This window comes from Streptomyces sp. NPDC051567 (assembly GCF_044454165.1).
Classification (GTDB): Bacteria; Actinomycetota; Actinomycetes; order Streptomycetales; family Streptomycetaceae; genus Streptomyces.
Window position 1 is genome coordinate 176,582 of the sequence record NZ_JBITDK010000002.1, and the last position, 26,270, is coordinate 202,851.

At 74.2% G+C, this 26,270-nt stretch carries 19 protein-coding genes and 1 pseudogene; 6 read left to right on the forward strand and 14 right to left on the reverse strand.

Features of this window, described 5'->3' with window-relative positions:
- Positions 1–195: 195 nt before the first annotated feature.
- Together ACIA5F_RS02935 and ACIA5F_RS02940 are read right to left on the reverse strand one after the other, a co-directional pair.
- Positions 196–657 carry a molybdenum cofactor biosynthesis protein MoaE gene (locus ACIA5F_RS02935; protein ID WP_399348421.1) on the reverse strand — a complete coding sequence of 154 codons (462 nt, stop codon included), beginning with the start codon at positions 655–657 and terminating at the stop codon, positions 196–198.
- Between the two features lie 150 nt (positions 658–807).
- Positions 808–1,965, reverse strand: a complete 1,158-nt coding sequence (locus ACIA5F_RS02940) for an SDR family oxidoreductase (RefSeq protein WP_399348423.1) — start codon at positions 1,963–1,965, stop codon at positions 808–810.
- 191 nt (positions 1,966–2,156) lie between these two features.
- On the opposite strand from ACIA5F_RS02940, the gene ACIA5F_RS02945 reads away from it, so the two are divergent.
- Entirely contained in the window at positions 2,157–3,584 is a 1,428-nt protein-coding gene (locus tag ACIA5F_RS02945; protein WP_399348425.1) for a zinc-dependent metalloprotease, read from the forward strand.
- The gene (locus ACIA5F_RS02950) at positions 3,581–4,135 is read left to right on the forward strand and encodes an NUDIX hydrolase (RefSeq protein ID WP_399348426.1); all 555 of its coding nucleotides are present in this window, start codon (positions 3,581–3,583) and stop codon (positions 4,133–4,135) included. The genes ACIA5F_RS02945 and ACIA5F_RS02950 overlap by 4 nt, the downstream gene beginning before the upstream one ends.
- Positions 4,136–4,289: 154 nt before the next feature.
- Here the strand turns inward: ACIA5F_RS02950 and ACIA5F_RS02955 are convergent, their stop codons facing one another.
- Entirely contained in the window at positions 4,290–4,886 is a 597-nt protein-coding gene (locus ACIA5F_RS02955; protein WP_399348428.1) for a M48 family metallopeptidase, read from the reverse strand.
- A gap of 176 nt (positions 4,887–5,062) precedes the next feature.
- Here ACIA5F_RS02955 and ACIA5F_RS02960 point away from each other — a divergent pair, with 176 nt between their 5' ends.
- On the forward strand, positions 5,063–6,220 hold the full coding sequence (locus ACIA5F_RS02960; RefSeq protein WP_399348430.1) for a TOMM precursor leader peptide-binding protein: 1,158 nt from the start codon (positions 5,063–5,065) through the stop codon (positions 6,218–6,220).
- 72 nt (positions 6,221–6,292) lie between these two features.
- Entirely contained in the window at positions 6,293–7,621 is a 1,329-nt protein-coding gene (locus ACIA5F_RS02965; RefSeq protein WP_399348432.1) for an ABC1 kinase family protein, read from the forward strand.
- Between the two features lie 298 nt (positions 7,622–7,919).
- Here ACIA5F_RS02965 and ACIA5F_RS02970 read toward each other — a convergent pair whose 3' ends face one another.
- The 4 genes from ACIA5F_RS02970 to ACIA5F_RS02985 form a co-directional block, all read right to left on the reverse strand.
- Positions 7,920–8,255 (reverse strand): hypothetical protein, encoded by a 336-nt coding sequence (locus tag ACIA5F_RS02970; RefSeq protein WP_399348434.1) that lies wholly within the window; start codon positions 8,253–8,255, stop codon positions 7,920–7,922.
- Positions 8,252–8,620 (reverse strand): WhiB family transcriptional regulator, encoded by a 369-nt coding sequence (locus ACIA5F_RS02975; RefSeq protein ID WP_399348436.1) that lies wholly within the window; start codon positions 8,618–8,620, stop codon positions 8,252–8,254. Before ACIA5F_RS02975 ends, ACIA5F_RS02970 begins: the two co-directional genes overlap by 4 nt.
- Positions 8,621–8,805: 185 nt before the next feature.
- A complete protein-coding gene (locus tag ACIA5F_RS02980; RefSeq protein ID WP_399348438.1) occupies positions 8,806–9,138 on the reverse strand; it encodes a hypothetical protein in 333 nt (110 codons plus the stop codon).
- Between the two features lie 167 nt (positions 9,139–9,305).
- Positions 9,306–11,465 carry an ATP-dependent DNA helicase UvrD2 gene (locus tag ACIA5F_RS02985; protein ID WP_399348440.1) on the reverse strand — a complete coding sequence of 720 codons (2,160 nt, stop codon included), beginning with the start codon at positions 11,463–11,465 and terminating at the stop codon, positions 9,306–9,308.
- Positions 11,466–11,720: 255 nt separating this feature from the next.
- Between ACIA5F_RS02985 and ACIA5F_RS02990 the strand changes: the two genes are divergently transcribed.
- A complete protein-coding gene (locus ACIA5F_RS02990) occupies positions 11,721–11,981 on the forward strand; it encodes a glutaredoxin family protein (RefSeq protein ID WP_399348441.1) in 261 nt (86 codons plus the stop codon).
- A 150-nt stretch (positions 11,982–12,131) separates the two neighbouring features.
- Here the strand turns inward: ACIA5F_RS02990 and ACIA5F_RS02995 are convergent, their stop codons facing one another.
- The 7 genes and pseudogenes from ACIA5F_RS02995 to ACIA5F_RS03025 form a co-directional block, all read right to left on the reverse strand.
- The gene (locus tag ACIA5F_RS02995) at positions 12,132–12,443 is read right to left on the reverse strand and encodes a hypothetical protein (protein ID WP_399348443.1); all 312 of its coding nucleotides are present in this window, start codon (positions 12,441–12,443) and stop codon (positions 12,132–12,134) included.
- A pseudogene (locus ACIA5F_RS03000) lies at positions 12,436–12,660 on the reverse strand (hypothetical protein). Before ACIA5F_RS03000 ends, ACIA5F_RS02995 begins: the two are co-directional and overlap by 8 nt.
- Before the next feature lie 105 nt (positions 12,661–12,765).
- Positions 12,766–13,695 carry an NAD(+) diphosphatase gene (nudC, locus tag ACIA5F_RS03005; RefSeq protein WP_399348445.1) on the reverse strand — a complete coding sequence of 310 codons (930 nt, stop codon included), beginning with the start codon at positions 13,693–13,695 and terminating at the stop codon, positions 12,766–12,768.
- 120 nt (positions 13,696–13,815) lie between these two features.
- On the reverse strand, positions 13,816–15,225 hold the full coding sequence (locus ACIA5F_RS03010) for a dipeptidase (protein ID WP_399348447.1): 1,410 nt from the start codon (positions 15,223–15,225) through the stop codon (positions 13,816–13,818).
- Between the two features lie 10 nt (positions 15,226–15,235).
- On the reverse strand, positions 15,236–18,913 hold the full coding sequence (locus ACIA5F_RS03015; RefSeq protein WP_399348449.1) for a UvrD-helicase domain-containing protein: 3,678 nt from the start codon (positions 18,911–18,913) through the stop codon (positions 15,236–15,238).
- A gap of 167 nt (positions 18,914–19,080) precedes the next feature.
- On the reverse strand, positions 19,081–22,431 hold the full coding sequence (locus tag ACIA5F_RS03020) for an ATP-dependent helicase (protein ID WP_399348451.1): 3,351 nt from the start codon (positions 22,429–22,431) through the stop codon (positions 19,081–19,083).
- Between the two features lie 372 nt (positions 22,432–22,803).
- Complete coding sequence (locus tag ACIA5F_RS03025) at positions 22,804–23,139, reverse strand: MGMT family protein (RefSeq protein WP_399348453.1); 336 nt, start codon at positions 23,137–23,139, stop codon at positions 22,804–22,806.
- Positions 23,140–23,270: 131 nt separating this feature from the next.
- On the opposite strand from ACIA5F_RS03025, the gene ACIA5F_RS03030 reads away from it, so the two are divergent.
- On the forward strand, positions 23,271–26,114 hold the full coding sequence (locus tag ACIA5F_RS03030; RefSeq protein WP_399348455.1) for a YbhN family protein: 2,844 nt from the start codon (positions 23,271–23,273) through the stop codon (positions 26,112–26,114).
- The last annotated feature ends 156 nt before the right edge of the window (positions 26,115–26,270 follow it).

Consider the following 26,270-nt stretch of genomic DNA (forward strand, 5'->3'; position numbering starts at 1 on the left):
GCGTCCGGGGGCTTGAACGGCGTCCGGGGGCTCGACCGGCACCGGACGCGGAAACGGCACCCGGACCGGACGGGCCCCGGGCAGGGCCCCGTCCCCGTCCGGGGGCTTGAACGGCGTCCGGGGGCTCGACCGGCACCGGACGCGGAAACGGCACCCGGACCGGACGGGCCCCGGGCAGGGCCCCGTCCCCGGGGTTCAGCAGGCGCCGACCCATTCCCCGGTGCCGTCGGCGAAGGTCTGGTGCTTCCAGATCGGGACCTCGTGCTTGAGGTCGTCGATCAGCATCCGGCACGCCTCGAACGCCTCGCCGCGGTGCGCGCAGGAGACGGCGACGACCACGGCGAGGTCACCGACGGCCAGGTCACCGACGCGGTGGACGGCCGCCAGGGCGCGGACCGGGTACTTGGCCGCGACGCGTTCGGCGACGCGGCGCAGCTCCGCCTCGGCCGTCGGGTGGCAGGAGTAGCCGAGCCCCTCGACGTCGGCGCCGCCGTCGTGGTTGCGCACCGTGCCGACGAAGAGGGCCGTGCCGCCCGCCGCGTCCTCGCCCACGGCCCGGAACACCTCGTCGATCGAGAGCGGGGTGTCACGGATCGCGAGCAGCCGGACCGGGTCCGGAGCGGCCTGCTCGCCGGGGTGGTCGAAGTACGGAGCCATACGGCCCATCGTGCCCCACCGCCCGGTCCCTACGGAACAGCGGACGTGACCAACCGTACGACTCCGGGAGGTGGAGCCTCCGGGAGGCCCCGCGGACCGCCGGCGGCGGGACCCGGGGCGCCGTACGGTCCGGGCGCCGTACGGTCCGGGTCAGATCCCGCGGCGCCTGCGGGCCCGGCGCACCGCGGCGGCGGCGCCCAGCAGGGCCACCGTCGCCCCCGCGGCCCCGGCCGCCGTGGCGGCGTCCTTGCGGCCCAGGCGGCGGCCGGCGACCGTGTGGCGGCCCGCGGCCTCCTGGAGCAGCTCCGCCAGGACCTCCTCGTTGGTCCAGCGGGGCCGCCACCCCGCCGCGTGCAGCCGGCTGACGCTGACCACCCAGGGGTGCATGGTGTAGGCGAGGTCCCCGGCGGGGGACGGGGTCAGGCCGATCCGGTGGAGCCGGGCCGCGGCGCCCAGCGCGACCGCCGAGGGCAGTTCCATCCGGCGGATGCCGCTCAGCTCCTCGACCTCCTCCTGCTCCAGCCAGCCCTCGCAGCCGACGGCGAGTTCGCCGTCGACCTTCTCCAGGGCCGCGTACTCCAGGGCGCTGACCAGGTCCTCCACGTGGCAGAACTGCCAGGTGGGGCGGGACCCGGCCACCACGAGCAGGCGCGGGGACTCGAAGTAGCGGGTCAGCGCGGTGTCGGTGCCGCCGACCAGGACCGCCGGGCGGACCACGGTGACGTTCAGGCCGGGGTGCGCGCGGGGGGCCCGGCGGCCGAGCCGTTCGATCTCCAGCAGGTCGCCGACGCCGGTGGCCTCGGCGGTGGCCCGCAGCTCGGAGTCCTCCGAGAGCGGGATGTCGTTGTCCGGCAGGGCCCCGTAGACCATCGCGGAGGTGCAGAGCACGACCCGGTGGACCCCGGCCGCCGCGGCGGCCGTCAGGACGGTCTGGGTCCCGCGCACGTTGTACGCCGTACGGGCCGCCGGGTCGGTCTCCAGGTCGAGGTCGAGGGCGAGGTGGACCACCACGTCCGCGCCGCGCAGTTTCTCGGCGATCGCGGGGTCGCGTACGTCCAGGAGGTGCCACTGGGCGGCGGCGCACTCGCCGCGCCGTTCGTCGATCGCGACGACCTGCTTGACCTCGCCGGAGGCGGCCAGGCGGCTCACCAGCGCCGCGCCGACGCCCGACGCGGCGCCGGTCACGGCGATCACCGGGCCCCGCAGGGGCGGGTTTCGCGGCTGGCGAACGCCGTGGGCGCTGTCACCGTGGTCAGGGCGGTTCTCGGCGTCGTGCGGCACGCGAACCTGCGGATCTGGGGAACTCACCGGGCGTCTCCAGCGGTTGTCTTCAGTAGGGACGCGTCATGACGCGTACCCACCAGGTGATGTCCATCCTGCCGCAGCCCAGGAGTCGGCGGAGCACCGAGCCCGGATGCGGTTCTGGTGTCTACGCTGGTGGTGTTGTCGGACCATTGCCCGTCGGCTCCCGCCGGCGGCCCTACGAGCCGAGGAAACCCGTGAGCGACACCCCATTCGGATTCGGCCTTCCGCCGGAGGAGCCGGACAACGGCGACGAGGGCAAGAAGAAGGACCGGCAGGGCGGCCAGGGCGGCCCGAATCCGTTCGGGTTCGGCGGCGGCATGGGCCTGCCGGGCGGCGCCGGAGGCCAGGGCGGCGCGGAGAACCCGTTCGCCGCGATGTTCGGGTCGATGAACCCGAACGACCTCGGAGCCGCCTTCCAGCAGCTCGGCCAGATGCTCAGCTACGAGGGCGGTCCCGTGAACTGGGACATGGCCAAGGACATCGCCCGCCAGACCGTCGCCCAGGGCACGGCGGACGGGGTGAAGGACACCAGCGTCGGGATCGCCGAGAAGTCCGCCGTCGAGGAGGCCGTGCGCCTGGCCGACCTGTGGCTGGACGGCGTGACCTCGCTGCCCTCCGGCGCCACCACGGCGGTGGCGTGGAGCCGCGCCGAGTGGGTGGAGGCGACCCTTCCGGTGTGGAAGGAGCTCGTCGACCCGGTCGCCGAGCGCGTCGGCGCGGCCATGGGCGGCGTCCTGCCCGAGGAGATGCAGGCCATGGCGGGCCCGCTGCTCGGCATGATGCGTTCCATGGGCGGGGCCATGTTCGGCCAGCAGATCGGCCAGGCCGTGGGGGTGCTCGCGGGCGAGGTCGTCGGCTCGACCGATGTGGGGCTTCCGCTGGGCCCGGCGGGCAAGGCCGCGCTGCTGCCGCTGAACATCGAGAGCTTCGGCAAGGACCTGGGCGTCCCCTCGGAGGAGGTGCGGCTCTACCTCGCCCTGCGCGAGGCGGCGCACGCCCGCCTCTTCGCGCACGTGCCGTGGCTGCGCTCGCACCTGTTCGGCGCCGTCGAGGGGTACGCGCGCGGGATCAAGGTCGACACCTCGAAGCTGGAGGACGTGGTCGGCCAGCTGGACCCGTCCAACCCGGAGCAGCTCCAGGAAGCGCTCCAGGGCGGCATGTTCCAGCCGCAGGACACCCCGGAGCAGAAGGCCGCCCTGGCCCGTCTGGAGACGGCGCTCGCGCTGGTCGAGGGCTGGGTCGACGCGGTGGTCCACGCGGCGGCCAAACCCCGTCTGACCTCGGCGGACGCGATGCGCGAGACGATGCGCCGGCGGCGCGCCTCGGGCGGCCCGGCGGAGCAGACCTTCGCGACGCTGATCGGGCTGGAGCTGCGTCCGCGCCGGCTGCGCGACGCCTCGCGGCTGTGGGCCTCGCTCACCGACGCGCGCGGTGTGGACGGCCGTGACGGGCTGTGGGAGCACCCGGACATGCTGCCGACCGCCTCCGACCTGGACGACCCGGACGGCTTCGTCCACCGCGAGCAGCTGGACTTCTCCGAGATCGACAAGATGCTCGGCGAGGCGGCCCGCGAGCGCGACGAGGACGGCGGGACCGGGGCAGAGGGCGACGGGAAGAAGTGAGCCTGCACGAAGACGCGGTCCTCGTCCTGAAGGGGTACGAGGGCCGGGGCGCGGACGAGGCGGAGCGGGCGGCCCAGGACGGGCTGCGGGAGCTCTACCTGGAACACCTGGCCTCGTACCCGGACGGGGTCTACAAGCCCTGCGGGGCCGGGCACGTCACCGGCAGCGCGCTGGTGGTCGACCCGGCGCGGGGGCGCGTCCTGCTGACCCTGCACAAGAAGCTCGGCATGTGGCTCCAGATGGGCGGCCACTGCGAGCCCGGTGACGCCACGCTGGCACGGACGGCGCTGCGCGAGGCCCGCGAGGAGTCGGGCATCGCCGCCGGGCTGACCCTGCTGCCCGGTGGCCCGGTGCGGCTGGACCGGCATCCGATCCCGGCGCCGTGCAACTGGCACCTGGACGTGCAGTACGCGGCGCTGGCGCCGGCCGGGGCGGTCGCGGAGATCAGCGAGGAGTCGCTGGACCTGCGCTGGTTCCCGTACGCGGAGGTGGCGGACGTGGCCGACACCTCGGTGGTCCGCCTCATGGAGGCGACGCTGGCCCGGCTGTGACCGGGAGATGACGGGCCCGTGAGGGGCGGCTCCGCGCGCGACGCGCGGGGCCGCCCCTCACGGCTGTCCGGTCCCGGTCACAGCCGGGGTCCTGGCCGCTCGTGCGGCTTCGTCCGTCCGGCTTCGCCCGTCCGGTTCGTCCGGTTCATCCCGTTCATTCGTCGCGGGCGGCGGGAACCTTCGGGAGGCGCCCGGAGGCGCTCGCTCCCTCCAGGTAGCCGCGGGCCCGCTCGGTCCGCGGGTAGGCCTCCAGCAGTTCCCAGAAGCGGGGGCCGTGACCGGGCACGAGCAGGTGGGCCAGCTCGTGCAGGAGCACGTAGTCGACCACGTACTCCGGCATCCCCTGGAGGCGGTCGGAGAGCCGGATGCTGGCTTCGGCCGGGGTGCAGGAACCCCAGCGGGTGTTCTGGTTGCCGACCCAGCGGACGGAGCGGGGGCGGGCGCGGCCACCGAAGTACTGCTCGGACAAACGCTCGGCCCGCTCGGTGAGTTCCGCGTCCCCGAGGGTGCGTCTGCTCTCCTGCGCGGCCAGCTTGTCGAGCATGACGCCCACCCAGCGCCGCTCCTCGGCCTCGGACATCCGGGCAGGGATGAGGACGACCGTACGGTCACCCTCGCGGTAGGCGGACACGGTCCTGCGGCGGCGCGCGCTCCGGCGGACTTCGACGGCACGCTGCGATGGATCGGCGGACACGCCACGACGGTACCCGGTCGTCACGGTGGAAGTCCCGCCTCTCCACGGTTCGAACATGACCGATTCCCCGTCGGGTCCCGGAAGACTTTTTCATTCATCTCATATGCCTAATACCCCTCGCCTGTGGATAAAACTCCGCACGGATTCCGGAGGCCGGGCAAGGTGGCGGAAGCACGGAGAACGAAGAGCGGGAGCGGGAACGGGAGCGGGGACGCGGAACGGGAGGACGGGCGATGTATCCGAAGGTGAAACCCGCGCTGGCGCGGGCCTGGCGGGACCGGGAGACGGTGCAGTTCGGGGTGACACCGGCCCATGCGGTGGTGTTCGGCCCGGTCGACACGGCGACGGGCTCGCTGATCGACCGGATCGACGGCACGCGGGGCATGGCGCTGCTGCGGGCGGAAGCCTCGGCGATGGGGCTGCCGGACGGCCGGGCGGACGAGGTGGTCCGGTGTCTGGCGGGCGCCGGGCTGCTGGACGACGCCACGGCGGGCGGCCCGGCCGCCCAGGCCGTGCGGGCGCGGCCCGAGGCCCTGGCACGGCTGGGGCCCGACCTGGGCTCCCTCTCCCTGGTCCACCGGGAGCCGGGCGGGGACTTGCGGGGCGCCGCCGCGCGCCGGGCGATACGGGTCCAGGTGCGCGGGAGCGGCCGGGTCGGCGCGGTGATCGCCTCGGTCCTGGCGGGGGCCGGTGTCGGCCGGGTCGAGGTGCTCGACGGGGGCCGGGTGGAGCCGGCGGACGTGGCTCCGGGCGGGCTGGGTCCCGGGAGCGTGGACCGGATGCGGGCCGAGGCCGCTGGGGCGCTGGTGCGCGAGTCGGCCCCGGGGCGTGCTCCGCGGCCCGGGGGGAGCGGTGATCCGGAGCCGGGGTTCTCCCTGGTGGTGGTCGCGCCGCGGGACGGGCTGCACGCCTGGGCCCCCGACCCGGACACCGCGGCGGACTGGGTCGCCACCGGGACCCCGCACCTGTACGCGGGGGTGCTGGAGGGCACCGGGCTGGTGGGGCCGCTGGTGCTGCCGGGCTCCAGCGCCTGCGCGGGGTGCATGGAGCGCGAGCGGGTGGAGCGGGACCCGGCCTGGCCGAGGATGCTGGTCCAGTGGCGTTCGGTCCACCGCCGGCGCGCGACCGCCGCCTGTGACCTGGGTCTGTCGACGGCGGTGGCGGGCCTGGCCGCGGCCCACGCGCTGTCCTTCCTCGACGGGTCGCTCCCCGCCTCCACCGCCTCCCGCTGGGAGGCGGCCCTTCCCGGCCTCCACTGGGAACGCACCCCGGTCCTCCCCCACCCCGGCTGTCCCTGCGGCGCGGCCGGCGGCCTCGCGGAGGAGGGGCGTCGAGCCGTGCTGGAGCAGGTGGGGGGAGGATCGGGAGGGGAGCGGCCGGAGGCGTCATGACAGGATGCGTCTGTCCGGGGGTCATCCCGAACCGCCGCGTGCGGCACCGCAGTCTGGGAACTGGAGGGGCGTATGTCTGATCTTCCCCGAAAGGCGGTCACCCGTACCGTCAAACTGGCCGCGCTGCCGCTGGGCATCGCGGGACGGGCCACCTGGGGGCTGGGCAAGCGGCTCGGGGGCAAGTCGGCGGAGATCGTGGCGCGCGAGCTCCAGCAGCGCACCGCCGAGCAGCTCTTCCGCACGCTCGGCGAGTTGAAGGGGGGCGCCATGAAGTTCGGCCAGGCGCTCTCGGTCTTCGAGTCGGCGCTGCCGGAGGAGGTCGCGGGACCCTACCGGGCGGCGCTGACCAAGCTCCAGGAGGCGGCCCCGCCCCTTCCGGCGGGGACGGTGCACCGGGTGCTGGCCGACCGGCTGGGCGCGGACTGGCGGGAGCTGTTCACGGAGTTCGAGGACAAGCCCGCGGCGGCTGCCTCGATCGGGCAGGTGCACCGGGCCGTGTGGCACGACGGGCGGCCGGTGGCGGTCAAGGTGCAGTACCCGGGGGCCGGTGAGGCGCTGCTGTCGGACCTCAAGCAGTTGGGCCGGTTCGCGGGGCTGCTGGGGCCGCTGATCCCCGGTATGGAGATCAAGCCGCTGATCAAGGAGTTGCGCGACCGGGTCACGGAGGAGCTGGACTACGAGCTGGAGGCCGAGGCCCAGCGGACGCACGCGGACGCGTTCGACGGTGACCCGGACGTGGTCGTGCCGGATGTCGTGCACCAGGGCGACCAGGTGCTGGTGACCGAGTGGCTGGAGGGGACCCCGCTGTCGGAGGTGATATCCGACGGCACCCAGGAGGAGCGCGACCGCGCCGGGCAGTTGCTGGCCCGGTTCCTCTTCTCCGGCCCGGCCCGCACCGGGCTGCTGCACGCCGATCCGCACCCGGGGAACTTCCGGCTGGTGACCGGTGCGGACGGCAGGATGCGGCTGGGCGTGCTGGACTTCGGCACGGTCGACCGGTTGCCCGGCGGCTGGCCCAAGCCCATCGGCAGGTCGCTGCGGATGACGCTGGACGGTGACGCCGAGGGGGTCTACGGGCACCTGTGCGCCGAGGGGTTCGTGAGGGAATCCGTCACCCTCGACCCGGGTGCGGTACTGGACTACTTGAAGCCGATCATCGAGCCCGCCGAGGCCGGGGAGTTCACCTTCACCCGGCCGTGGCTGCGCGGCCAGGCCGCGCGGATCGCCGATCCCCGCTCCCCCGCACACCAGTTGGGCCGCCAGATCAATCTGCCGCCTTCGTACCTGCTGATGCACCGGGTCACGCTGAGCACCATCGGGGTCCTGTGCCAGCTCGGCGCGACGGTGCGGCTGCGGGAGGAACTCGACTCCTGGCTCCCGGGGTTCCGCACCGAGGAGTAGAGGCTCCGGCCGAGGGCGCCGACCGAGGGCGCCGGCGGCTCCTCGCGCCGGGCGGTCCCCGCGATGGTCCACGGGTCACCGAGCTTCCTCGGCAGGTCCGCTCCGCACGACGGGCGGTGCGCGGCAGCGCCAGGACGCGGTACTCGGTCACGCCCTTACGAGCCGGGTTTCCGCGCCCGGGGACGCGCTCGCCCGCCTCGTCGGGTTCTCGGCGCAGGGCCCGGACGCCCCGACGGGCCCGGGGGCCGGTCCGTTCGGACCGGCCCCCGGGAGGCTGTTGTTCGGCTCGGTACGGCCGTCAGTGCATGACGGCCATGGCCAGTGCGCGCCGGGCGCGCAGCGAGACCCGCTCGGCCCGCCGCTGCATGCGGCGGGCGGCGACCAGGCGCACGGCGTGACGCTCGGCGTCCACCTCGCGCATGCGGTCGTCCATATGGGCACGAGCCAGGGCTTCTGGGATGAGTTGCATTTCGCGGGTCCTGTTCTGGCGCGAGGTGATCTCGCCGGTGGTGATGAAGGCAGTCGTGGCGGAGCCGTGCGGCTGTTCGCTCGTGGTGTGAGGGGTCATGAGGGCCTGCTTCACGTTCAAGGGGTCGTGCGTGAGGGGACGGTCGATGGTTCCGAGGGCGTTCATGCCGCGACCGGGTTCTTGCGCGGACGGCCACGGGGGCGCTTGCGGGCGACGACCACGCCCTGGACGAAGAGCTCGCCGCCCCAGACGCCCCAGGGCTCGCGGCGCTCGGCCGCCCCGGCGAGGCAGGCCTCGACCAGGGGGCAGGTGCGGCAGAGCGACTTGGCGTACTCGACGTCGGCCGGGGACTCGGCGAAGAAGACCTCGGGGTCGAAGGTGCGGCAGGGAACGGGTACGCCGAGGTTCTCGATGGCGTCGTCGAGCGCGGTGAGCGCCGTGAGCGGGGTCAAGGTGGAGTCCTCCGGGACTGCGGGCGGGGAGATCGTCTGGGTCTGAGGTACGGACGGGGCGTGCGCTTCGAGTTGCACGGTGTTTTTCTTCCTCGTCTTGTTCGGCTGGTCGTTCCGGCCGGTCGGCCGGGTGCGGCGGCTGGTACCTGGTCCTGCCGGTCCCGAGGCCCCTTCGACTGCGTCGCCCCGTTCGGGACAAACAGAAGGGCCGCGGTACCCGGGTGGGGTTCCGCGGCCCTGAAGGCGCCGGTCTGATCGTGCGATCAGACTGGATCACTCCAGGGTTCGAGCCCGCGGAAGGCCCACATCAGGTGGTGGTGCTGCTGCGTCGTGGTGGTCTGCTTGGTCTGCTTCTTCTGGAATCCGGCACCGGCTGCGGGCGCAAAGCCATAGGCGTGCGCCTCGGCTTCCTTTACCGCCACCGGTGCCTGGGTCGGTCGCTCATTGCGCTCGGAGACCGGGAGGATCGCCATCAGAGCGGGACTGTCGGCGGCGATCGCAGACAGACCGGTGCCCCGGAGGGAGACGGAACCGAGCAGGCAGGAAGCGTCGACCGAGCGGTCGGTCATCGTGCTGAAGTCGATGAAGCTGGTCACTGGTCTCGCCTCCTCTCGGCGTCTCGGGGACCTGGCCCGGGGGCCTGTCCCATGCGTATTCGGATAAGTACAGCACGGATCAGGGGCTTCGGAGAAGCCACCGTTTCCGTTGCTAAGAACCTATGGGGATTCGTTGGGCATGTGCAAACTATTTTTCCGACGAGTTTCTACGCGTCGTCAGCTTCCTCGGCCTCTCCGTCCTGACCTGCGCAGATGGCCAGGACGTCGGCGCCGTACCGCTCAAGCTTGCGTCCACCCACTCCGGAGATCATCGAGAGCTCTCCCTCCTGCTCCGGTACGGCCTCGGCGATCGCCATCAGCGTCTTGTCCGTGAAGACGCAGTACGCGGGGAGCCCCTGCTCCTTCGCCTGGGCCGAGCGCCACTCGCGCAGCCGCTCGTAGAGCGCCTCGTCCATGTCGGACGGGCAGTCCTCGCAGCGCATCAGCTTCAGCTCGCCGGCCTCGGTCAGGGTCTTGCCGCAGACCCGGCACAGCACCGGGCCGCGACGGCCGCGCTTGCGGGTGCCGGGCTCGGCGCCCGCCCGGCTGCCCGGGGCCGCGGAGCCCGGCCGCAGGCCGTTCAGGAAACGGCTGGGGCGGCGGGAGGCCCGGCCGCCGGGGGCCCGGGAGAGGGCCCAGGAAAGCGTCAGGTGCACCCGGGCCCGGGTGACGCCGACGTAGAGCAGCCGACGTTCCTCCTCGACCTGTTCGTCGGTCTTGGCGTAGGTGATCGGGATCATGCCGTCGGTGAGGCCGACGACGAAGACCGCGTCCCACTCCAGGCCCTTCGCCGCGTGCAGCGAGGCGAGGGTGACGCCCTGGACGGTCGGGGCGTGCTGGGCGGCCTTGCGTTCCTCCAGCTCGACCGTGAGGTCCGCCAGGGTGGCCCCGGGCCGGGTCCGGGCGAAGTCGTCGGCGAGGCGGGCCAGCGCGGCCAGGGACTCCCACTGGTCGCGCACGGCGCCCGAGCCGGCGGGCGGCTCCATGCTCCAGCCGGTGGAGCTGAGCACGGCGCGGACCTGGGAGCCGAGCTCGACGACCTGGTCGAGCAGCGGGTCGTTCCCGCCGGAGCGGGCGGCTCCGCGCAGGGCGAGGACCGCCTTCTGGACCTCCGCGCGTTCGAAGAACCGCTCGGCCCCGCGCAGCTGGTAGGGGACTCCGGCATCGGCGAGGGCCTGCTCGTAGACCTCGGACTGGGCGTTGATGCGGTAGAGGACCGCGATCTCGCCCGCCGGGACGCCCGCCGCGATCAGGTCGCGGACGCGGCCCGCGACCCCCTCGGCCTCGGCCGGTTCGTCGGGGTACTCGGCGTAGACCGGGTCGGGGCCGGGCTCGCGCTGGGAGATCAGTTCCAGGCGGTGCTCGGCGGCCCTGCCCTTGGCCTGGTTCAGGAGTCCGTTGGCCAGGTGGACGACCTGGGGGGTGGAGCGGTAGTCGCGGATCAGCTTGACCACGGTGGCCTGCGGGTAACGGGTGCGGAAGTTGAGGAGGTGGTCGGGGGTGGCGCCGGTGAAGGAGTAGATCGTCTGGCTGGCGTCACCGACGACACAGAGGTTGTCGCGCTCGCCGAGCCACAGGTCGAGCAGCCGCTGCTGGAGGGGGCTGACGTCCTGGTACTCGTCCACCACGAAGTGCTGGTACTGGGTGCGGATCTGCTCGGCGATGTCCTGGCGGTCCTGGAGGATGCCGACGGTGAGGAGCAGCACGTCCTCGAAGTCGATCATGGAGCGGTCGCGTTTGAGCTGCTCGTACATCGCGTAGATCTGCGCGATCTCGGCCATGTCCCGGGGGGCCTCACGGCCCGTCTTGAGGGCCGCCGCCGGGTAGTCGGCGGGCACGGTCTGGGTGACCTTGGCCCACTCGATCTCACCGGTGACGTCGCGCAGCTCGTTGCGGTCGAGGCGGACCCGGCACCGGGCCCCGGCCTCGGCGACGAACTGGATCTTGCGTTCCAGCAGTCTGGGCAGCTCCCCGCCGATGGCCCGGGGCCAGAAGTACTGGAGCTGGCGCAGGGCCGCGGAGTGGAAGGTCCGGGCCTGGACGCCGCCCGCGCCGAGGGTGCGCAGACGGCCGCGCATCTCGCCGGCGGCGCGGTTGGTGAAGGTGACGGCCAGCACGCTGGCCGGCATGAGGAGCCCGGAGCGGACGCCGTAGGCGATGCGGTGGGTGATCGCCCTGGTCTTGCCCGTGCCGGCTCCCGCCAGCACGCACACCGGCCCGTTCAGGGTCGTCGCGACCTCGCGCTGCTCCGGGTCCAGGCCCAGGAGCACCGCGTCGGCCGAGTCTCCACCGGCCGGGAAGGATGAGGAGTGCGTTGCTGCTGTCACACCGCCATGCTGCCAGGTCTCGTGGGCCGGACGGGATACTTGTCCACAGCCCGCGCCCGTCCGTCGTACTTGTCACACCATTCTTTCGCGCGGACGTGTCGCGCCACCCCGTCCCACGCCTCCCCGTACCGTCCCGCGCCGTCCCGCCGCGGCGCCCACCTGATGGACCACGCACCCCGCCCGTACGGGAATGGCGGCGCGGTCCCGTACGTTCGAGTACTCGGACCACCGAGACCTCACAGAGGAGAGCGCAGCATGCAGGACACGGGCTCCGTGACGATGTACAGCACCACCTGGTGCGGCTACTGCCGCCGGCTGAAGTCCCAGCTGGACCGGGAAGGCATCGCCTACACCGAGATCAACATCGAGGGGGACCCGGAGTCCGTGGCGTTCGTCGAGAAGGCGAACGACGGCAACCAGACGGTTCCGACCCTGCTCGTGGTCTCCGCCGCCGGTACCGAGTCGGTCATGACCAACCCGAGCCTGGCCCAGGTCAAGCAGGCGCTCGCCGTCTGACCCCGCCGTCCGACCCCGCCGACGGCTGGAGCGGTCCCCGCCGGGCCTGTGGCGTTCGTCCGGGCCGAGGGCGGCCGGTGGCGTGACCCCGAACGCAAAAGCCCCAGCACTCTCGGCGGAGGAGTGCTGGGGATACGAGTCCGGGGAGCTTCAGAGGGCGCCGGCGAGCGGCGGCGGCGCGGGGAGGACGGCCGGCGTCGCCATGTCGTTGTCCTCCAGCGCCATCTCGTCCAGCTCGACGCTGCGGACGAGTACGCCGGGAAAGTCCTCGAACCTTTCAAGGGCCTCCGCGATGGCTTCCGTGAGCTGCTCCGCGTCGAAGGAGCACCAGAACTCTGCCGTGTTCGGTCCTGAGACCAGGCAGATCCGCCCGTCGCTGAACCGGTCCAGACCGTCCAGGGTGTCCGACTGCTCCGGAGTCAGCGGCCCCTGAAGATGAAGCGTGAAACGCCAGTTACGCACAGTTCTCGTGCCTCCGCGTGAATCGATCGATTCCCGAGCCTCGTTGCCCGCGTTCCTAGGGGTGCTGTCCACACGGACAAACTGGTTGCAGGGGCAGCAGATGACATACCCGAAGGTGTGTCCGTTCTTCTTGCACGTCACCTTGAGGCCCACTCCCTCCGCCCGCTTGAGCGCCGCCTCCACGTCCTTCTTCTGGGTGCCTGTCTCCACGTGCCACGCCCCTGTCCTACAGCCGTCGGGGCAGCGCCGGGAGGCGGGTGAGGGCCGGTCCACCCGAATGAGCGACTGCTGCCGTGCCCGCCCGCCGGCCGCCCGTCGCGGGCTACGCGGTCGGCCGGGGCAGGGGTTCGCCGTACCAGGACTCGATCAGCCGGGCCGCGATGGAGATCCCCGACGGCGGCAGCACCTCGCCCGCCTCGATCGCCGCGCGCAGCTCCTCGCGGGAGAACCAGCGGGCCTCCTGGATCTCCTCGCCGTCCACCGTGATGTCGGAGGTGACGGCGCGGGCCGTGAAGCCCAGCATCAGGCTGTACGGGAAGGGCCACGGCTGGCTGGCCACGTACGCGACGTCGCCGACCTTGACGCCCGCCTCCTCCCAGATCTCGCGGATGACGGACTGCTCGATGGACTCGCCCGGCTCCACGAACCCGGCCAGCGTCGAGAAGCGTCCCTCCGGCCAGTGCACCTGGCGGCCCAGCAGCGCGCGGTCCCGGCCGTCCGTGACCAGCATGATCACGGCCGGGTCGGTGCGCGGGTAGTGCTCGGCGCCGCAGCCCGGGCAGCGGCGGATGTGCCCGGCCGCCGCGACCACCGTGCGCTCGCCGCAGCGGGAGCAGAAGCGGTGCATCCGCTGCCAGTTCTCCAGTGCGACGGCGTGCACCATCAGCCCGGCGTCGCGCGGGGGCAGCAGCAGTCCGGCCTCGCGCAGCCCGGCGGGGCGGGCCGACTGGTCCATGCGGCCGGGCAGCGAGTCCTTCTGGAGCGCGAAGTACCGTACGCCGTCCTCGTCCGTGCCCAGGAAGTAGCGGTGCGTCTCGGTGAGCGGGGCCTCGAAGGCCGCCGTCATCACGATCCCGGTGGAGCCGTCGGGGGTGTCGTCGATCAGGACCTGACCGCCGGAGACGACGAAGACGCGCGTGCTCGGGTGGCTCCAGGCGGCGGCGAGCCACGCCTCGTCGAGGCGGTGGTGCGCGCTGCGGTCGATTCCGCTGGGCGCGGCGAGCGAGACAGGGCGCTCGCTACGGGTACTCACGGGTACACGGGTGCTCACAGGTACTTCCAACTCCCCCGGTGATGGGACGGGCAGACTGCTGCTCGGTCGGGCGTGCGGGGCGGGACGGGGCGTGCGGTGACTCCGGCGCGCGGGCGCCCGTCAGGCGGGTTCCCGCCGGGCGGTGGCGGCCAGGTCGCCCCAGAGGTAGGCGCTCGCCTCCACGCCCTTGAGGAGGAGGTCCAGCTCGACCTTCTCGTTCGGCGCGTGCCAGCCGTCGGAGGGGACGGAGATGCCGAGGAAGAGGACGGGCGCGCCCAGGACGTCCTGGAGGTCCGCCGCGGGGCCCGAGCCGCCCTCGCGGGTGAAGCGGATCTTCTGCCCGAAGGCGCGGCCCATGGCCCGGACGACGGACTGCAGGGCCGGGTGGTCCAGCGGGGTCAGGCAGGGCCGGGTGGGGGCGCCGAAGACGATCTCGTGCCGGATGCCCGCCGGGACGCGCGCGGCCACCCACTGCGTCAGGGCCGCCTCGATCGCGTACGGGTCCTGCCCGGAGACCAGCCGGAACGAGAGCTTCAGGTGGGCGGAGGCGGGCACGATGGTCTTGCCGCCGGGGCCCTGGTAGCCGCCGCCGATCCCGTTGACCTCGGCGGTGGGACGGGCCCAGACCCGCTCCAGGGTGGTGTACCCGGCCTCGCCGGAGGCCGCGTGGGACCTGGCCGTACGGAGCCACTCGGACTCGTCGAAGGGCAGCTCGGCGATGAGGGCGCGCTCCTCGTCGGTGAGCTCGGTGATCCCGTCGTAGAAGCCGGGGACGGTGACCCGCCCGTCCTCGTCGTGCAGGGCCGCGACCAGGCGGGCGGCGGCGGTGGCCGGGTTGGGCACGGCCCCGCCGAAGGCGCCGGAGTGGATGTCCTGGTCCGGGCCGTGGAGGTCGATCTCGCAGTCGGCGACGCCGCGCATGCCGGTGCAGACGGTGGGGGTGGTCTCCGACCACATGCCGGTGTCGGAGACGATCACGACATCGGCGGCGAGGGTCTCGGCGCGCTCCTCGACGAGGGCGCGGAAGTGGACGGACCCGGACTCCTCCTCGCCCTCGACGAGCAGCTTGAGGCCGACGGCCGGGGCGGTGGCGCCGGTGGCCGCGAGGTGGGCCCGTACACCGAGGGTGTGGAAGAACACCTGGCCCTTGTCGTCGGCGGCGCCGCGCGCGTACATCCGGCCGTCGCGGACCACCGGCTCGAAGGGCTCGGTGTCCCAGCCGTCGGCGAGGGCGGCGGGCTGCACGTCGTGGTGGCCGTAGACGAGGACGGTGGGGGCCTGGGGGTCCTGGCTCGGCCAGTGCGCGAAGACGGCGGGGGCGCCGGGGGTCTCCCAGACCTCGGCCACCGGGAAGCCGGTCTCCTTGAGCTTCGCGGCGAGCCACTCGGCGCTGCGGCGTACGTCGCCCGCGTGCTCGGGCTGGGCCGAGACGGAGGGGATGCGGAGCCACTCGGCGAGGTCTTCGAGGAAGGCGGCGCGGTGGGTGTCGATGTACGTGCGGACGACGCTGTCCGGCGGGGTGTCGCTCATACCCCCGAGCCTAACCGTCCGCCTGCCGGTCCCCGTCCGGGCCCGTGGTACCGAGCAGGATGCGCTCCAGGCGGGCGCGGCCGGGGAGGTCGCTGGGCCGCACCACCCGGCCGCTGCGGACGTGGAGGAAGGCCGCGGTGACCCGTTCCAGGGGGGTTCCGGTGGCCTCCGCCCAGGCCAGGCGGTAGACGGCGAGCTGGAGCGGATCGGCCTCGGTGGTGCGGCCGGTCTTCCAGTCGACGATCTCGTACGAGCCGTCGGCGCCCCGGTACACGGCGTCGATCCGGCCCCGGATCACCCGGCCGGCCAGGGTGAGCTGGACCGGGGCCTCCATCCGGTACGGGGTCCGGTCGGCGAACTCGCTCCGCTCGAAGGCGGCCTTGAGGTGTTCGAGGTCGGCCTCGTCGGCGATGTCCTGGCCGGAGCCGGGCAGTCCGGTGGCGGGGTCGAGGACGTCGAGGAGGGGCAGCGGGAGCTCGTCGAAGCGGGACTCGACCCAGGCGTGGAAGCGGGTGCCCTGGCGCGCCGCGGGCTGGGGGGGCCTGGGCATGGGGCGGGCGAGGTCACGGACGAAGCCCTGCTCGTCGGCGGCGAGCCGCAGGAGCTGGCTCGCCGAGAGGGAGGCGGGCAGCTCGACCTCGCGGACGGCCGCGCGGGCGCGGTGGAGCTCGCCTTCAAGGGCGTCGAGATCGCGGTCCCAGGAGGCGACGGCCCGGGTGTCCTCGGGGGTGAGCCGGTCCTCGGGGGCCGAGGGCGGGGGCGCGGTCGGGGTCATGGCCGGGGTCGCTGCCGGGGTCAGAGCCGGAACAGGAGATTCCGGCTCCGCCGGAACAGGAGCCACCGGTTCCGTCACCCGGGCGTCGCCCGCCCACACCTCGTCCGCCCACGGGTCCCCGGGCACGGCTGCGCCCGGCCCCCGGCCCGGGTCCCCGTCCGGGTACGGGTCCTCGGGCGCGGCCGGGTCCCCGGACGGCTGCTCCCCGTAGGACTGTTCCTCGTACGGCGGGTCCTCCGGCCAGGGCTGTTCCTCGTCCGGCGGGTCGCCGTACGGCAGTTCCCCGGGCCAGGGCGCGTCCTCGGGGAACGGCTCCCCGGGGTCCGGGGGCCGCGGGGCGGGGGTGGGCGGCCCCGGGCGCCGGGGACGGGTGGCGAGGTGGGACTCCACCAGGGCCGCCGCCGCGCGGCGCAGGGCGAGGGAGTCCGGGTCCAGCGGGAGGGGCCAGGCCTGGTCCGGGGCCGCGTCCGTGGCCAGGGCCGGGTTCTGCGCGTCCGGTTCCGGGGCGGGCGCCCAGGCCTCGATCTCGCCGTACCCGGCCGCGCAGTGCTCGTACAGCGCGGTCAGGAAGGCGGACGGGCCGCGGCGGCGCTTCTGCGTCGGGCCCCACCAGTGCCCCGAGGCCAGCAGCAGTGACCGGGGACGGGTGAAGGTCACGTAACCGAGGCGGAGCTCCTCCGTCGCCTTGTGGTCCGTCAGGGCGGCCTTGAACGTCTTCAGGCCCGCCGCGGTCCACTCCGGGGCCTGCGGCAGGGTCGGCGCGTCACCGCGCAGGGCGTACGGGAGCACCTTCGGGTACGAGGTCCACGCCTCCGGCGGCTTCTCCTTCGGGAAGGCCCCCGCGCAGAGGTCCGGGACCACCACCACGTCCCACTCCAGCCCCTTGGACTTGTGGGCGGTGAGCACCTTGACCGTGTTCTCCCCGCCCGGCAGGGCGTGGTCGAGCCCCTTCTCGTACTGGGCCGCCGTGCGCAGGAAGGCCAGGAAGGCCAGGAGCGACGCCTCGCCGTCCAGCGCGGCGAACCCGGCGGCGATGTCCATGAAGCCGGAGAGCGTCTCCCGGCGGCGGGCCGCCAGGGCGTGCGGGGAGGCGGAGAGCTCCACCTCCAGCCCGGTCGTGGCCAGCACCCGGTGCAGGACGTCCATCAGCGGGTCGGCGAGCGAACGCCGCAGGTCGCGCAGTTCCTGGGCGAGGTGCGCGAAGCGGACCCGGGCCTGCGCGGAGAACGGCAGGTCGTCGTGGGGGGAGGAGCGCGGGCGGGAGCCGGGGAAGGACCCGCCGGAGGAGGAGCCGTCGAGGAAGGTCTCCAGGGCGTCGGCCAGCGAGACGATCTCCGCCGGGTCCACGCCCTCGACCGCCGCCGCCAGCCTCTCGTCCGGGTCCGCCCCGGCGGCGGCCGGGGAGCGGCCGACCAGCAGCCGCGCCCGGCGCCCCAGCAGGGCCAGGTCCCGGGCCCCGATGCGCCAGCGCGGGCCGATCAGCAGCCGTACCAGCGAGGCGTTGGCGCCGGGGTCCTGGAGGACCTCGCAGACGGCGACGAGGTCCGCGACCTCCGGCAGGTGCAGCAGCCCGGACAGTCCGACGACCTCCACCGGCACGTCCCGGGCCACCAGGACGGCCTGGATGCGCGCGAAGTCCCCGGCGGACCGGCACAGCACCGCGATCTCGCGCGGCTGCGTACCGGTGCGGACCAGGTGGGCGACGGAGTCGCCGAGCCACTCCAGTTCCTCGGCGTGGGTGGGCAGCAGCGCGCACCGGACGGCACCGGACCGCTCCTCCCCCGGCGCCGGGCGCAGCGCCTCGACCCCCTCGTGCAGGGCGCGCAGCGGGGCGGCGAGCCCGTTGGCCAGCTCCAGCAGCCGGCCGCCGCTGCGCCGGTTCTCGCTGAGCGCGAACCGGGTGGCCGGGCGTCCGTCCGCGTACGGGAAGTGCTCGGGGAAGTCGTCCAGGTTGGCGACGGAGGCGCCGCGCCAGCCGTAGATGGCCTGGCAGGGGTCGCCGACGGCGGTCACCGCGTGGCCGCTGCCCTCGCCGAAGAGGCCGGAGAGCAGCCTGCGCTGGGCGACGGAGGTGTCCTGGTACTCGTCCAGCAGGACCACCCGGAACTCCTCGCGCAGCAGCGCGCCCACCTCGGGCCGGGTGGTGGCGAGCTGGGCGGAGAGGGCGATCTGGTCGCTGAAGTCGAAGAGGTCGCGGGAGCGTTTGGCGGCGCGGTAGCGGACGACGAGCTCCAGCAGTTCGAGGCGTCCGCGCGCCGCCTCGGGGATCTTGCGCAGGTCCTCGTTGGTGAGCCGGGCGTCGGCGAGGCCGTCGAGCAGGGCGGTGTCGTGGGCGCGCAGCCGGTCCGGGCCGACCAGGTGCTCGGAGAGTTCCGCGTCGAGCGCGAGGAGGTCGCCGACCAGGTCGGGGAGAGACTTCGTCAGCGACGGGTAGGGGCCGGGGGCCTCGCGCAGCACGCGGGCGGCGAGCTGGAAGCGGGTGGCGTCGGCGAGGAGGCGGGCGCTGGGCTCCAGGCCGATGCGCAGGCCGTGGTCCTTGAGGAGCCGTCCGGCGAAGGCGTGGTACGTGGAGATCTGCGGCTCGCCCCCGGCCGCTTCCGGGTCGGCCGGGGAGGGGTCCGGGTCGGTGATCCCGGCGCGCGCGAGGGCCTTGCGGACGCGCTCGGACAGCTCCCCGGCGGCCTTGTTGGTGAAGGTCAGGCCGAGGACCTGGCCGGGGGCGACCTGGCCGGTGCCGGTCAGCCAGACCACGCGGGCGGCCATGACGGTCGTCTTGCCGGAGCCGGCGCCCGCGACGATGACCTGCGGGGCGGGCGGGGCGGTGACGCAGGCCATCTGTTCGGGCGTGAAGGGGATGCCGAGGAGCTCCTTGAGCTGCTCGGGGTCGGTGAGGACGGGCGGACGCGCGGACATCCCAAAAGGCTAGCCGCCCCCACCGACACTCCCTCCCGTCCCGGACCCGGCGGGCCCTCCCCGGCCGCCGGAACCGGAGCCGCCGGGACCGGACCCGCCCTGGCCACCGCACGAGCCGCCACCCAGGCCACCACCCGGGCCGCCGTCGCCGCACCGGTCGGTGCCGGTCACTCGACCGTCTGGCGGCCCTCCGGGCGGGCGCTGCACGCACTGCGGAAGGAGCAGTGGTCGCAGTGCCGGCCCGTCACGGGCGCGAACCGCTCGTCCAGGACCCGTCCGGCGGCGGTGGCGAGCAGGTCGCCGACCCACTCCCCGTCCGGCGGCTGCTGGGCCTGCACCTTGGGGTCGGCGCCGCCCTGGCGGAGCTGGACGAGTTCGGCGCCGCCGGCCTCGGGCCGCAGCCCGTCGAAGACCTCGTCGACGGCGCCCTCGCGCACGGCGAGCTGGTAGACGGCGAGCTGGGGGTGGCGGGCGACCTCCGCCTTGGTGGGCGCGGACCTGCCGGTCTTGAAGTCGACGACGTACGCGCGCCCCTGCGGGTCCGCCTCGACCCGGTCCATGGAGCCCCGGACCCGGACGGCGTACCCGCCCGCTTCGAGGGTGACGTCGAAGTCGTGTTCGGTGGCCACGGCCTCCCGGCCGCCCCGGTCGGTGGTGTGCCAGCGCAGGAACCGCTCCAGGGCGGCGCGGGCGTTCTCCTTCTCCTGGCGGGACTTCCAGGGCGCGTCGAAGGCGAGGGCGTCCCAGACGGAGTCGAGGCGCTCCATGAGCACGGCGAGGTCGGCGGGGGTACGGCCGGAGGCGACCTCGTCGGCGAGGACGTGGACGACGTTGCCGAAGCCCTGGGCGGCGGTGGAGGGGGTGTCGGCCTTGACCTCGCGGCCCAGGAACCACTGGAGGGAGCAGGTGGTGGCGAGCTGCTCCAGGGCGCTGCCGGAGAGGGCGACGGGCCGGTCCCGGTCGCGGAGCGGGACGCTGCCGCGGGTGGGCTCGTACAGGCCCCACCAGCGCTGCGGGTGCGCGGCGGGGACCAGGGGGCGGTCCTCGTCGTCGGTGAGCGCGGCGAGGCGGGCGAGGCGGCGGGCGGCGGCGTCCCGCAGGGCCGGGGAGGCCGCCGGGTCGACGGTGGTGGCGCGCAGCTCCGCGACGAGCGCGGCGACGGCGAGGGGCCGGCGGGGGCGGCCGGTGACGTCCTTGGGCTCCACGCCTAGCTCGCCGAGGAAGCGGGAGGGCTGGTCGCCGTCCTCGGCCGGGGCCTTGACGGCGGTGACGACGAGGCGGTCGCGGGCGCGGGTGGCCGCGACGTAGAAGAGGCGCCGTTCCTCGGCCAGGAGCGCACCGGGGCCGAGCGGCTCGGCGAGCCCGTCGTGGCCGATCCGGTCGGCTTCGAGGAGGGAACCGCGGCGGCGCAGGTCGGGCCAGAGGCCGTCCTGCACCCCGGCGACGACCACCAGGGACCAGGCGAGGCCCTTGGAGCGGTGGGCGGTCATGAGGCGGACGGCGTCGGTGCGGGTGGCGCGGGCGGTGAGGGTGTCGGCGGCGATGTCCTCGGCTTCGAGCTGTTCGAGGAAGTTGAGCGCGCCCCGGCCGCCGGTCCGTTCCTCCGCGCGGGCGGCGGTGTCGAAGAGGGCGCAGACGGCGTCGAGGTCGCGGTCGGCGTTGCGTCCGCCCGCGCCGCCCCGGCGGGCGCCGCGTTCCAGCCGCTGCGGCCAGGGGGTGCCGTCCCAGAGGGCCCACAGGGCCTCCTCGGCGGTGCCGCCGCCCTGGAGCAGCTCGCGGGCCTTGCGCAGGAGCAGGCCGAGCCGCTGGGCGCCGCGGGCGTAGGCGGGGTCGTGCGTGACGAGCCGCTGCGGTTCGGCGAGGGCGCGGGCGAGCAGGACGTCGGAGGGCGCGGGCACCTTGACCCCGGCGGCGCGCTCCTCGTCGCGCAGCGCCCGGCCGAGCCGTCGCAGGTCGGCGGCGTCCATCCCGCCGAGCGGCGAGGTGAGCAGCGCGAGCGTGGCCTCGACCCCGACCCACCCGGCGTCCTCGCCCGCGCCCGCGTCCTCGCCCGTGTCCGCGCTCTCGTCCTCGGCGGGGTCGGGCACGGGCTCCGGGGCGGGGTCCAGGTCCGCGTCGGCCGGGGCGTCCAGGTCGGAGGCGGTGGCGGCGAGGGTGTCGGCGGCGGCAGCGGCGGCCGTGGTCCGCAGGGCCGTCAGCAGGGGGGCGACGGCCGGTTCGTGGCGCAGCGGGACGTCCGTACCGTCCGTCTCGGCCGGGACGCCCGCCGAGATCAGGGCGCGCCGCATCGCCGGGAGGGTCCGGCCGCCGGAGCGGACCAGGACGGCCATGTCCTGCCAGGGCACGCCCTCCTCCAGGTGGGCCCGGCGCAGGATGTCGGCGATGTTGTCCAGCTCGGCCCCGGCCGTCGGGTACGTGAACACCTCGACCCGGCCGCGCGGGCCGTCCGGGCGGCCGGGCCGGAGCTCGCGGTGCGCGCGGACCGCCGCCGACGGGAGCCGCGGCAGCGGCATCCGGGTGGTCAGCAGGCGGGTGGCGGCCAGCAGGGCCGGTCCCGAGCGGCGGCCGACCGTCAGCGCGCGGACCTCCGCGCCCGGGAAGGAGCCCTCGAAGTCCAGGACGTTGTTGATGTCGGCGCCCCGGAAGGCGTAGATCGACTGGTCCGGGTCGCCGAAGGCGACCAGCGTGGCGCCCTGGCCGGTCAGCGCCCGCAGCAGCCGCAGCTGGGAGGCGTCGGTGTCCTGGTACTCGTCCACGAGGATCACGTCGTACGCGGTGCCCAGGGCCGGGGTGCGCTCCGCGAGCAGGACCGCGCGGTGGAGCAGTTCGGCGTAGTCCAGCGCGCCTTGCAGGTCCATGACGTCGAGGTACTCGGAGAGGAAGGCCGCCGCCGCCTTCCAGTCCGGGCGGCCGAGGCGGTCGGCGAAGTCGGACAGGGCGCGCGGGCCCAGTCCCAGTTCGCGGGCGCGGGCGAGGACGGCCCGGACCTCGTCCGCGAAGCCCCGGGTGGTCAGCGCGGCCCGCAGGTCGTCGGGCCAGCGGATGGAGCGGAGCCGGCGCTGGCCGTCCAGCAGGGTGCGGACCATCACGTCCTGCTCCGGGCCGGACAGCAGCCGCAGCGGGTCGGCGAACAGGTCGGTGTCCTGGTGGGCGCGGACCAGGCCGTAGCAGAAGGAGTGGAAGGTGGTGGCCTGCGGGGCGCGCGCGCCGCCGAGGCGCAGGGCGGCCCGGTCGCGCAGTTCCACGGCCGCCTTGCGGCTGAAGGTGAGGACGAGGACGCGGGCCGGGTCGGTGCCCGCCTCGACCCGGGCCGCCGCGGCCTCGACCAGCGTGGTCGTCTTCCCGGTGCCCGGTCCGGCGAGGACCAGCAGCGGTCCGCCGGTGTGATCAACCACAGCCCGCTGCGCTGCGTCCAGAGGAGGGGGAGTCACACGTTCCGGCCCGGTGCGCACCAGGCGGTACGCGTCAGGGGTCCGCGTACGCCGCCGCTCGGAGCGGTCGGAGGAAGAGGTGATCACGTGGGCTGCCGGTCCTGGTGGGTCTGCGGTTGTCGCGGTTACCGCGCTTACTACGGTGACGGGGGTGACTGCTGGTACCCGGGAGGTCCCGGGCCGACGGGTTTCGGTCCCACTGGTTTCGGTCCCACTGGGTTCGGACCGGCCCGTTCCGGATCAGCTCTTTCCGGATTGGTCCGTTCCGGATTGGTCCGTTCCGGTCCGTCTCCTTCGGAGCCCTGTACGGAGCCGCCCCGTCCGGGGCGCGGCCGGCCGCGCCGTCGCCGGGCCCGCCGAGGAGGCAACCGTACGGCAACCGGCACGGCCCGCGCGGCCCACGCGGTTCCCCCGTACGGTCCTTCGACCGCCCGTCCGGGCCCCACATGGCCGAAGCTGTCAGATGTGAGCTTCGTCCCCGTCCCAGCGCGCCCGCCGCATGTCCAGCCGTGGCCCGCCGGCCGGGGTCGAGCGCAGCGGGGTGGCCTCGGCGCGGTAGTGCTCCAGGGCGCGCAGCTCGCTGCCGGGCAGGGGCACGCCGTCCGCCCGGACCACCCGCCACCACGGCACGGCGCCCCCGAACAGGGCCATGACGCGCCCGACCTGGCGCGGTCCGCCCTCCCCCAGCCACTCCGCGACGTCCCCGTACGTCATCACCCGGCCGGGCGGAATACGCTCGGCCACCTCCAGTACCCGTTCCGCGTACTCCGGCAGCTGTTCGCTCATTCGGGACATGGTGCCGCACTCCACCGACAGGCCGGTGGAGGGACCGCTTCCGCACCGGCGCGCACCCTGATGCCCCGCCCGCCCGCCCGTCCGTGCCACCATCTTCCGGGCGGTGACTGGTGATACGTGATCAAGAAGAGATGGACGTGACGACGAAGGAGCAGGGTGTGAGCCCTCCGGACGGCGCGGCGCCGAACGACGGCGCGCGCCCAGACGACGGCCCCGCCCCCCGCCCCGGCACAGGCCCCGACGCACGGGCCCGCACCCGCGCGGATTCCCGTACCGGCAGCACTTCCGACGCCGGTACCGACACCGGCAGCGCTGCCGGCGCGGACGCGGGTACCGGCCCGGACGGCCGGGCCGGCGCGGACCGCGCCGCCGACGCGCGGGACCCGCACGGCCACGCGCCCACCGCCACCGAACGGGTCGAGGTCGACGAACCGCTGCTCGCCGCCCGCGTGCACCGCCCCTCCGACCTCGTACGGCTGCTCGCCGGGATGCTCGGCATCGCCGTCGTCCTCTCCATCGCCGCCTTCGCCCACGGCACCACCGCCGGCCTGGAGGCCGACATCAGCCAGGGCACCGGCCGGGCGCCGGACCTGCTGATCAAGGTCGCGGGGCTGGTGTCGAGCATCGCGGTGCTGCTCGTGCCCGTCGCCTTCGCCATCGAACGGCTGATCAAACGCGACGGCCTGCGCATCGCGGACGGCGTCCTGGCCGCCGTCCTCGCGCACGGGGTGACCCTCGCCACCGACCTGTGGGTCTCCGAGGCGGCCCCGGCCACCATCCAGGACGCCCTGACCCGCGCGGCCGGCGCCGGAGGGGCGCTCACCGACCCCGTCCACGGCTACCTCGCGCCGGTCATCGCGTACATGACGGCCGTGGGGATGACCCGGCGGCCCCGCTGGCGCGTGGCGCTCTGGGTGGTGCTGCTGCTCGACGCCTTCGCGATGCTGGTCAGCGGCTACACCACACCGTTCTCGATCGTCCTGACCGTGCTGATCGGCTGGAGCGTCGCCTACGGGACGCTCTACGCGGTCGGTTCGCCCAACGTCCGGCCCACCGGGCAGCACCTCCTCGCCGGTCTGCGCCGGGTCGGCTTCCAGCCGGTCAGCGCGATGCGCGCGGAGGCGTCCGAGGGCCCCGAGGCGTCCGAGGTGAGCGACCGGGGCCGCCGCTACCACGTCACCCTGGAGGACGGTCCACCGCTCGACGTCACCGTCGTCGACCGCGAACAGCAGGCCCAGGGCTTCTTCTACCGGGTCTGGCGCCGGCTGACCCTGCGCTCCTTCACCACCCGGCGCAGCCTCCAGTCCCTGCGCCAGGCGCTGGAGCAGGAGGCGCTCCTCGCGTACGCCGCCATCGCGGCCGGGGCCAACGCGCCGAAGCTGATCGCCACCTCCGAGCTGGGCCCGGACGCCGTGATGCTCGTCTACGAGCACCTGGGCGGCCGGAGCCTGGACTCCCTCCCCGACGGGGAGATCACCGACGGGCTGAGCCGCAACGCGTGGGAGCAGGTACGGGCGCTCCAGTCGCGGCGGATCGCCCACCGCCGGCTCACCGGGGACGCACTGGTGGTGGATCGTTTCGGCACGGTGATCCTCACCGATCTGCGGGGCGGCGAGATCGCCGCCGGTGACCTGGTGCTCCGGATGGACATCGCGCAGCTGCTGACCACGCTGGGCCTGCGGGTCGGCGCGGAGCGGGCGGTGGCCTCGGCGGTGTCGGTGCTCGGCCCGGACGCGGTGGCGGACTGCCTGCCGCTGCTCCAGCCGATCGCACTGAGCCGCTCCACCCGGGCCACCCTGCGCAGGCTGGCCCGGGAGCGGGCCGACCGGGAGCGGGAGGCCGTACTGGAGTCCTCGCGGGCGGCGAAGGCCGCGCGGGAGGCCGGTGCCCCGGACCTCGCGGGCGGCTCCGCCGTCGACCGCAAGGCCGAGAAGAAGGCGCTGGACGACGCCCTGGACGAGGCCCGCGAGGAGGACCTCCTCAGCCAGATCCGCCAGCAGGTGCTCCTGATCCGCCCGCAGGCTCCGGTGGAGCCGGCCCGGCTGGAGCGCATCCGGCCGCGCACGCTCGTCTCGTTCATCGCGGCGGCGCTGGGCCTGTACTTCCTGCTCACGCAACTGGCCCACGTGGACGTCGCGGACGTCGTCAGCAAGGCCCAGTGGGGCTGGGCCGGGGCGGCGCTCGGCTTCTCGGCGCTGAGCTACCTCGCGGCGGCGATGAGCCTGCTGGGCTTCGTCCCGGAGCGGGTGTCGTTCCTGCGGACCGTGGTGGCGCAGGTGGCCGGGTCCTTCGTGAAGATGGTGGCCCCGGCGGCGGTCGGCGGTGTCGCGCTGAACACGCGGTTCCTCCAGCGCGCGGGGGTCAGGCCGGGGCTGGCGGTGGCGAGCGTCGGCGCCTCGCAGCTGTTCGGGCTGGCCAGCCACATCGTGCTGCTGCTCTCCTTCGGTTACCTGACGGGGACGGAGAAGACCCCGGAGATGACCCCGTCCCGGACGGTCATCGCGGGTCTGCTGACGGTGGCGGTCCTGGTGCTGGTGGTGACGGCGGTGCCGTTCCTGCGGAAGTTCGTGGCGACGCGGGTCCGGGCCCTGTTCGCGGGCGTGGTGCCGCGCATGCTGGACGTGCTCCAGCGGCCCCGGAAGCTGGTGACGGGCATCGGCGGGATGCTGCTGCTGACGGGCTGTTTCGTGATGTGCCTGGACGCCTCGATCCGCGCGTTCGGGGGCGGCCAGACCCTCAGCTACGCGACCATCGCGGTGGTCTTCCTCGCGGGCAACGCGCTGGGTTCGGCGGCGCCGACGCCGGGCGGCATGGGCGCGGTGGAGACGACCTTGATCCTCGGTCTCATCGCGGCCGGCCTGGACAAGGACGTGGCCTTCTCGTCCGTCCTGCTCTTCCGCCTGACGACGTTCTGGCTGCCGGTGCTGCCGGGCTGGATCTCGTTCAACTTCCTGACCCGCAAGGGCGCGATCTAGTGCTGTGACCGGAAAGGTTTGCCGGTAGGCCCGCGGCGTCCGGTGCGACTGCGTTCGCTGCGCTCACTTCGTCTCGGCTCTTGCCTTGATCCTTCGGATGCCGAGCGCATCGCAAGGCGGAGGGCCACGGCTTGTACTGGACGTACTTGCGTGGTC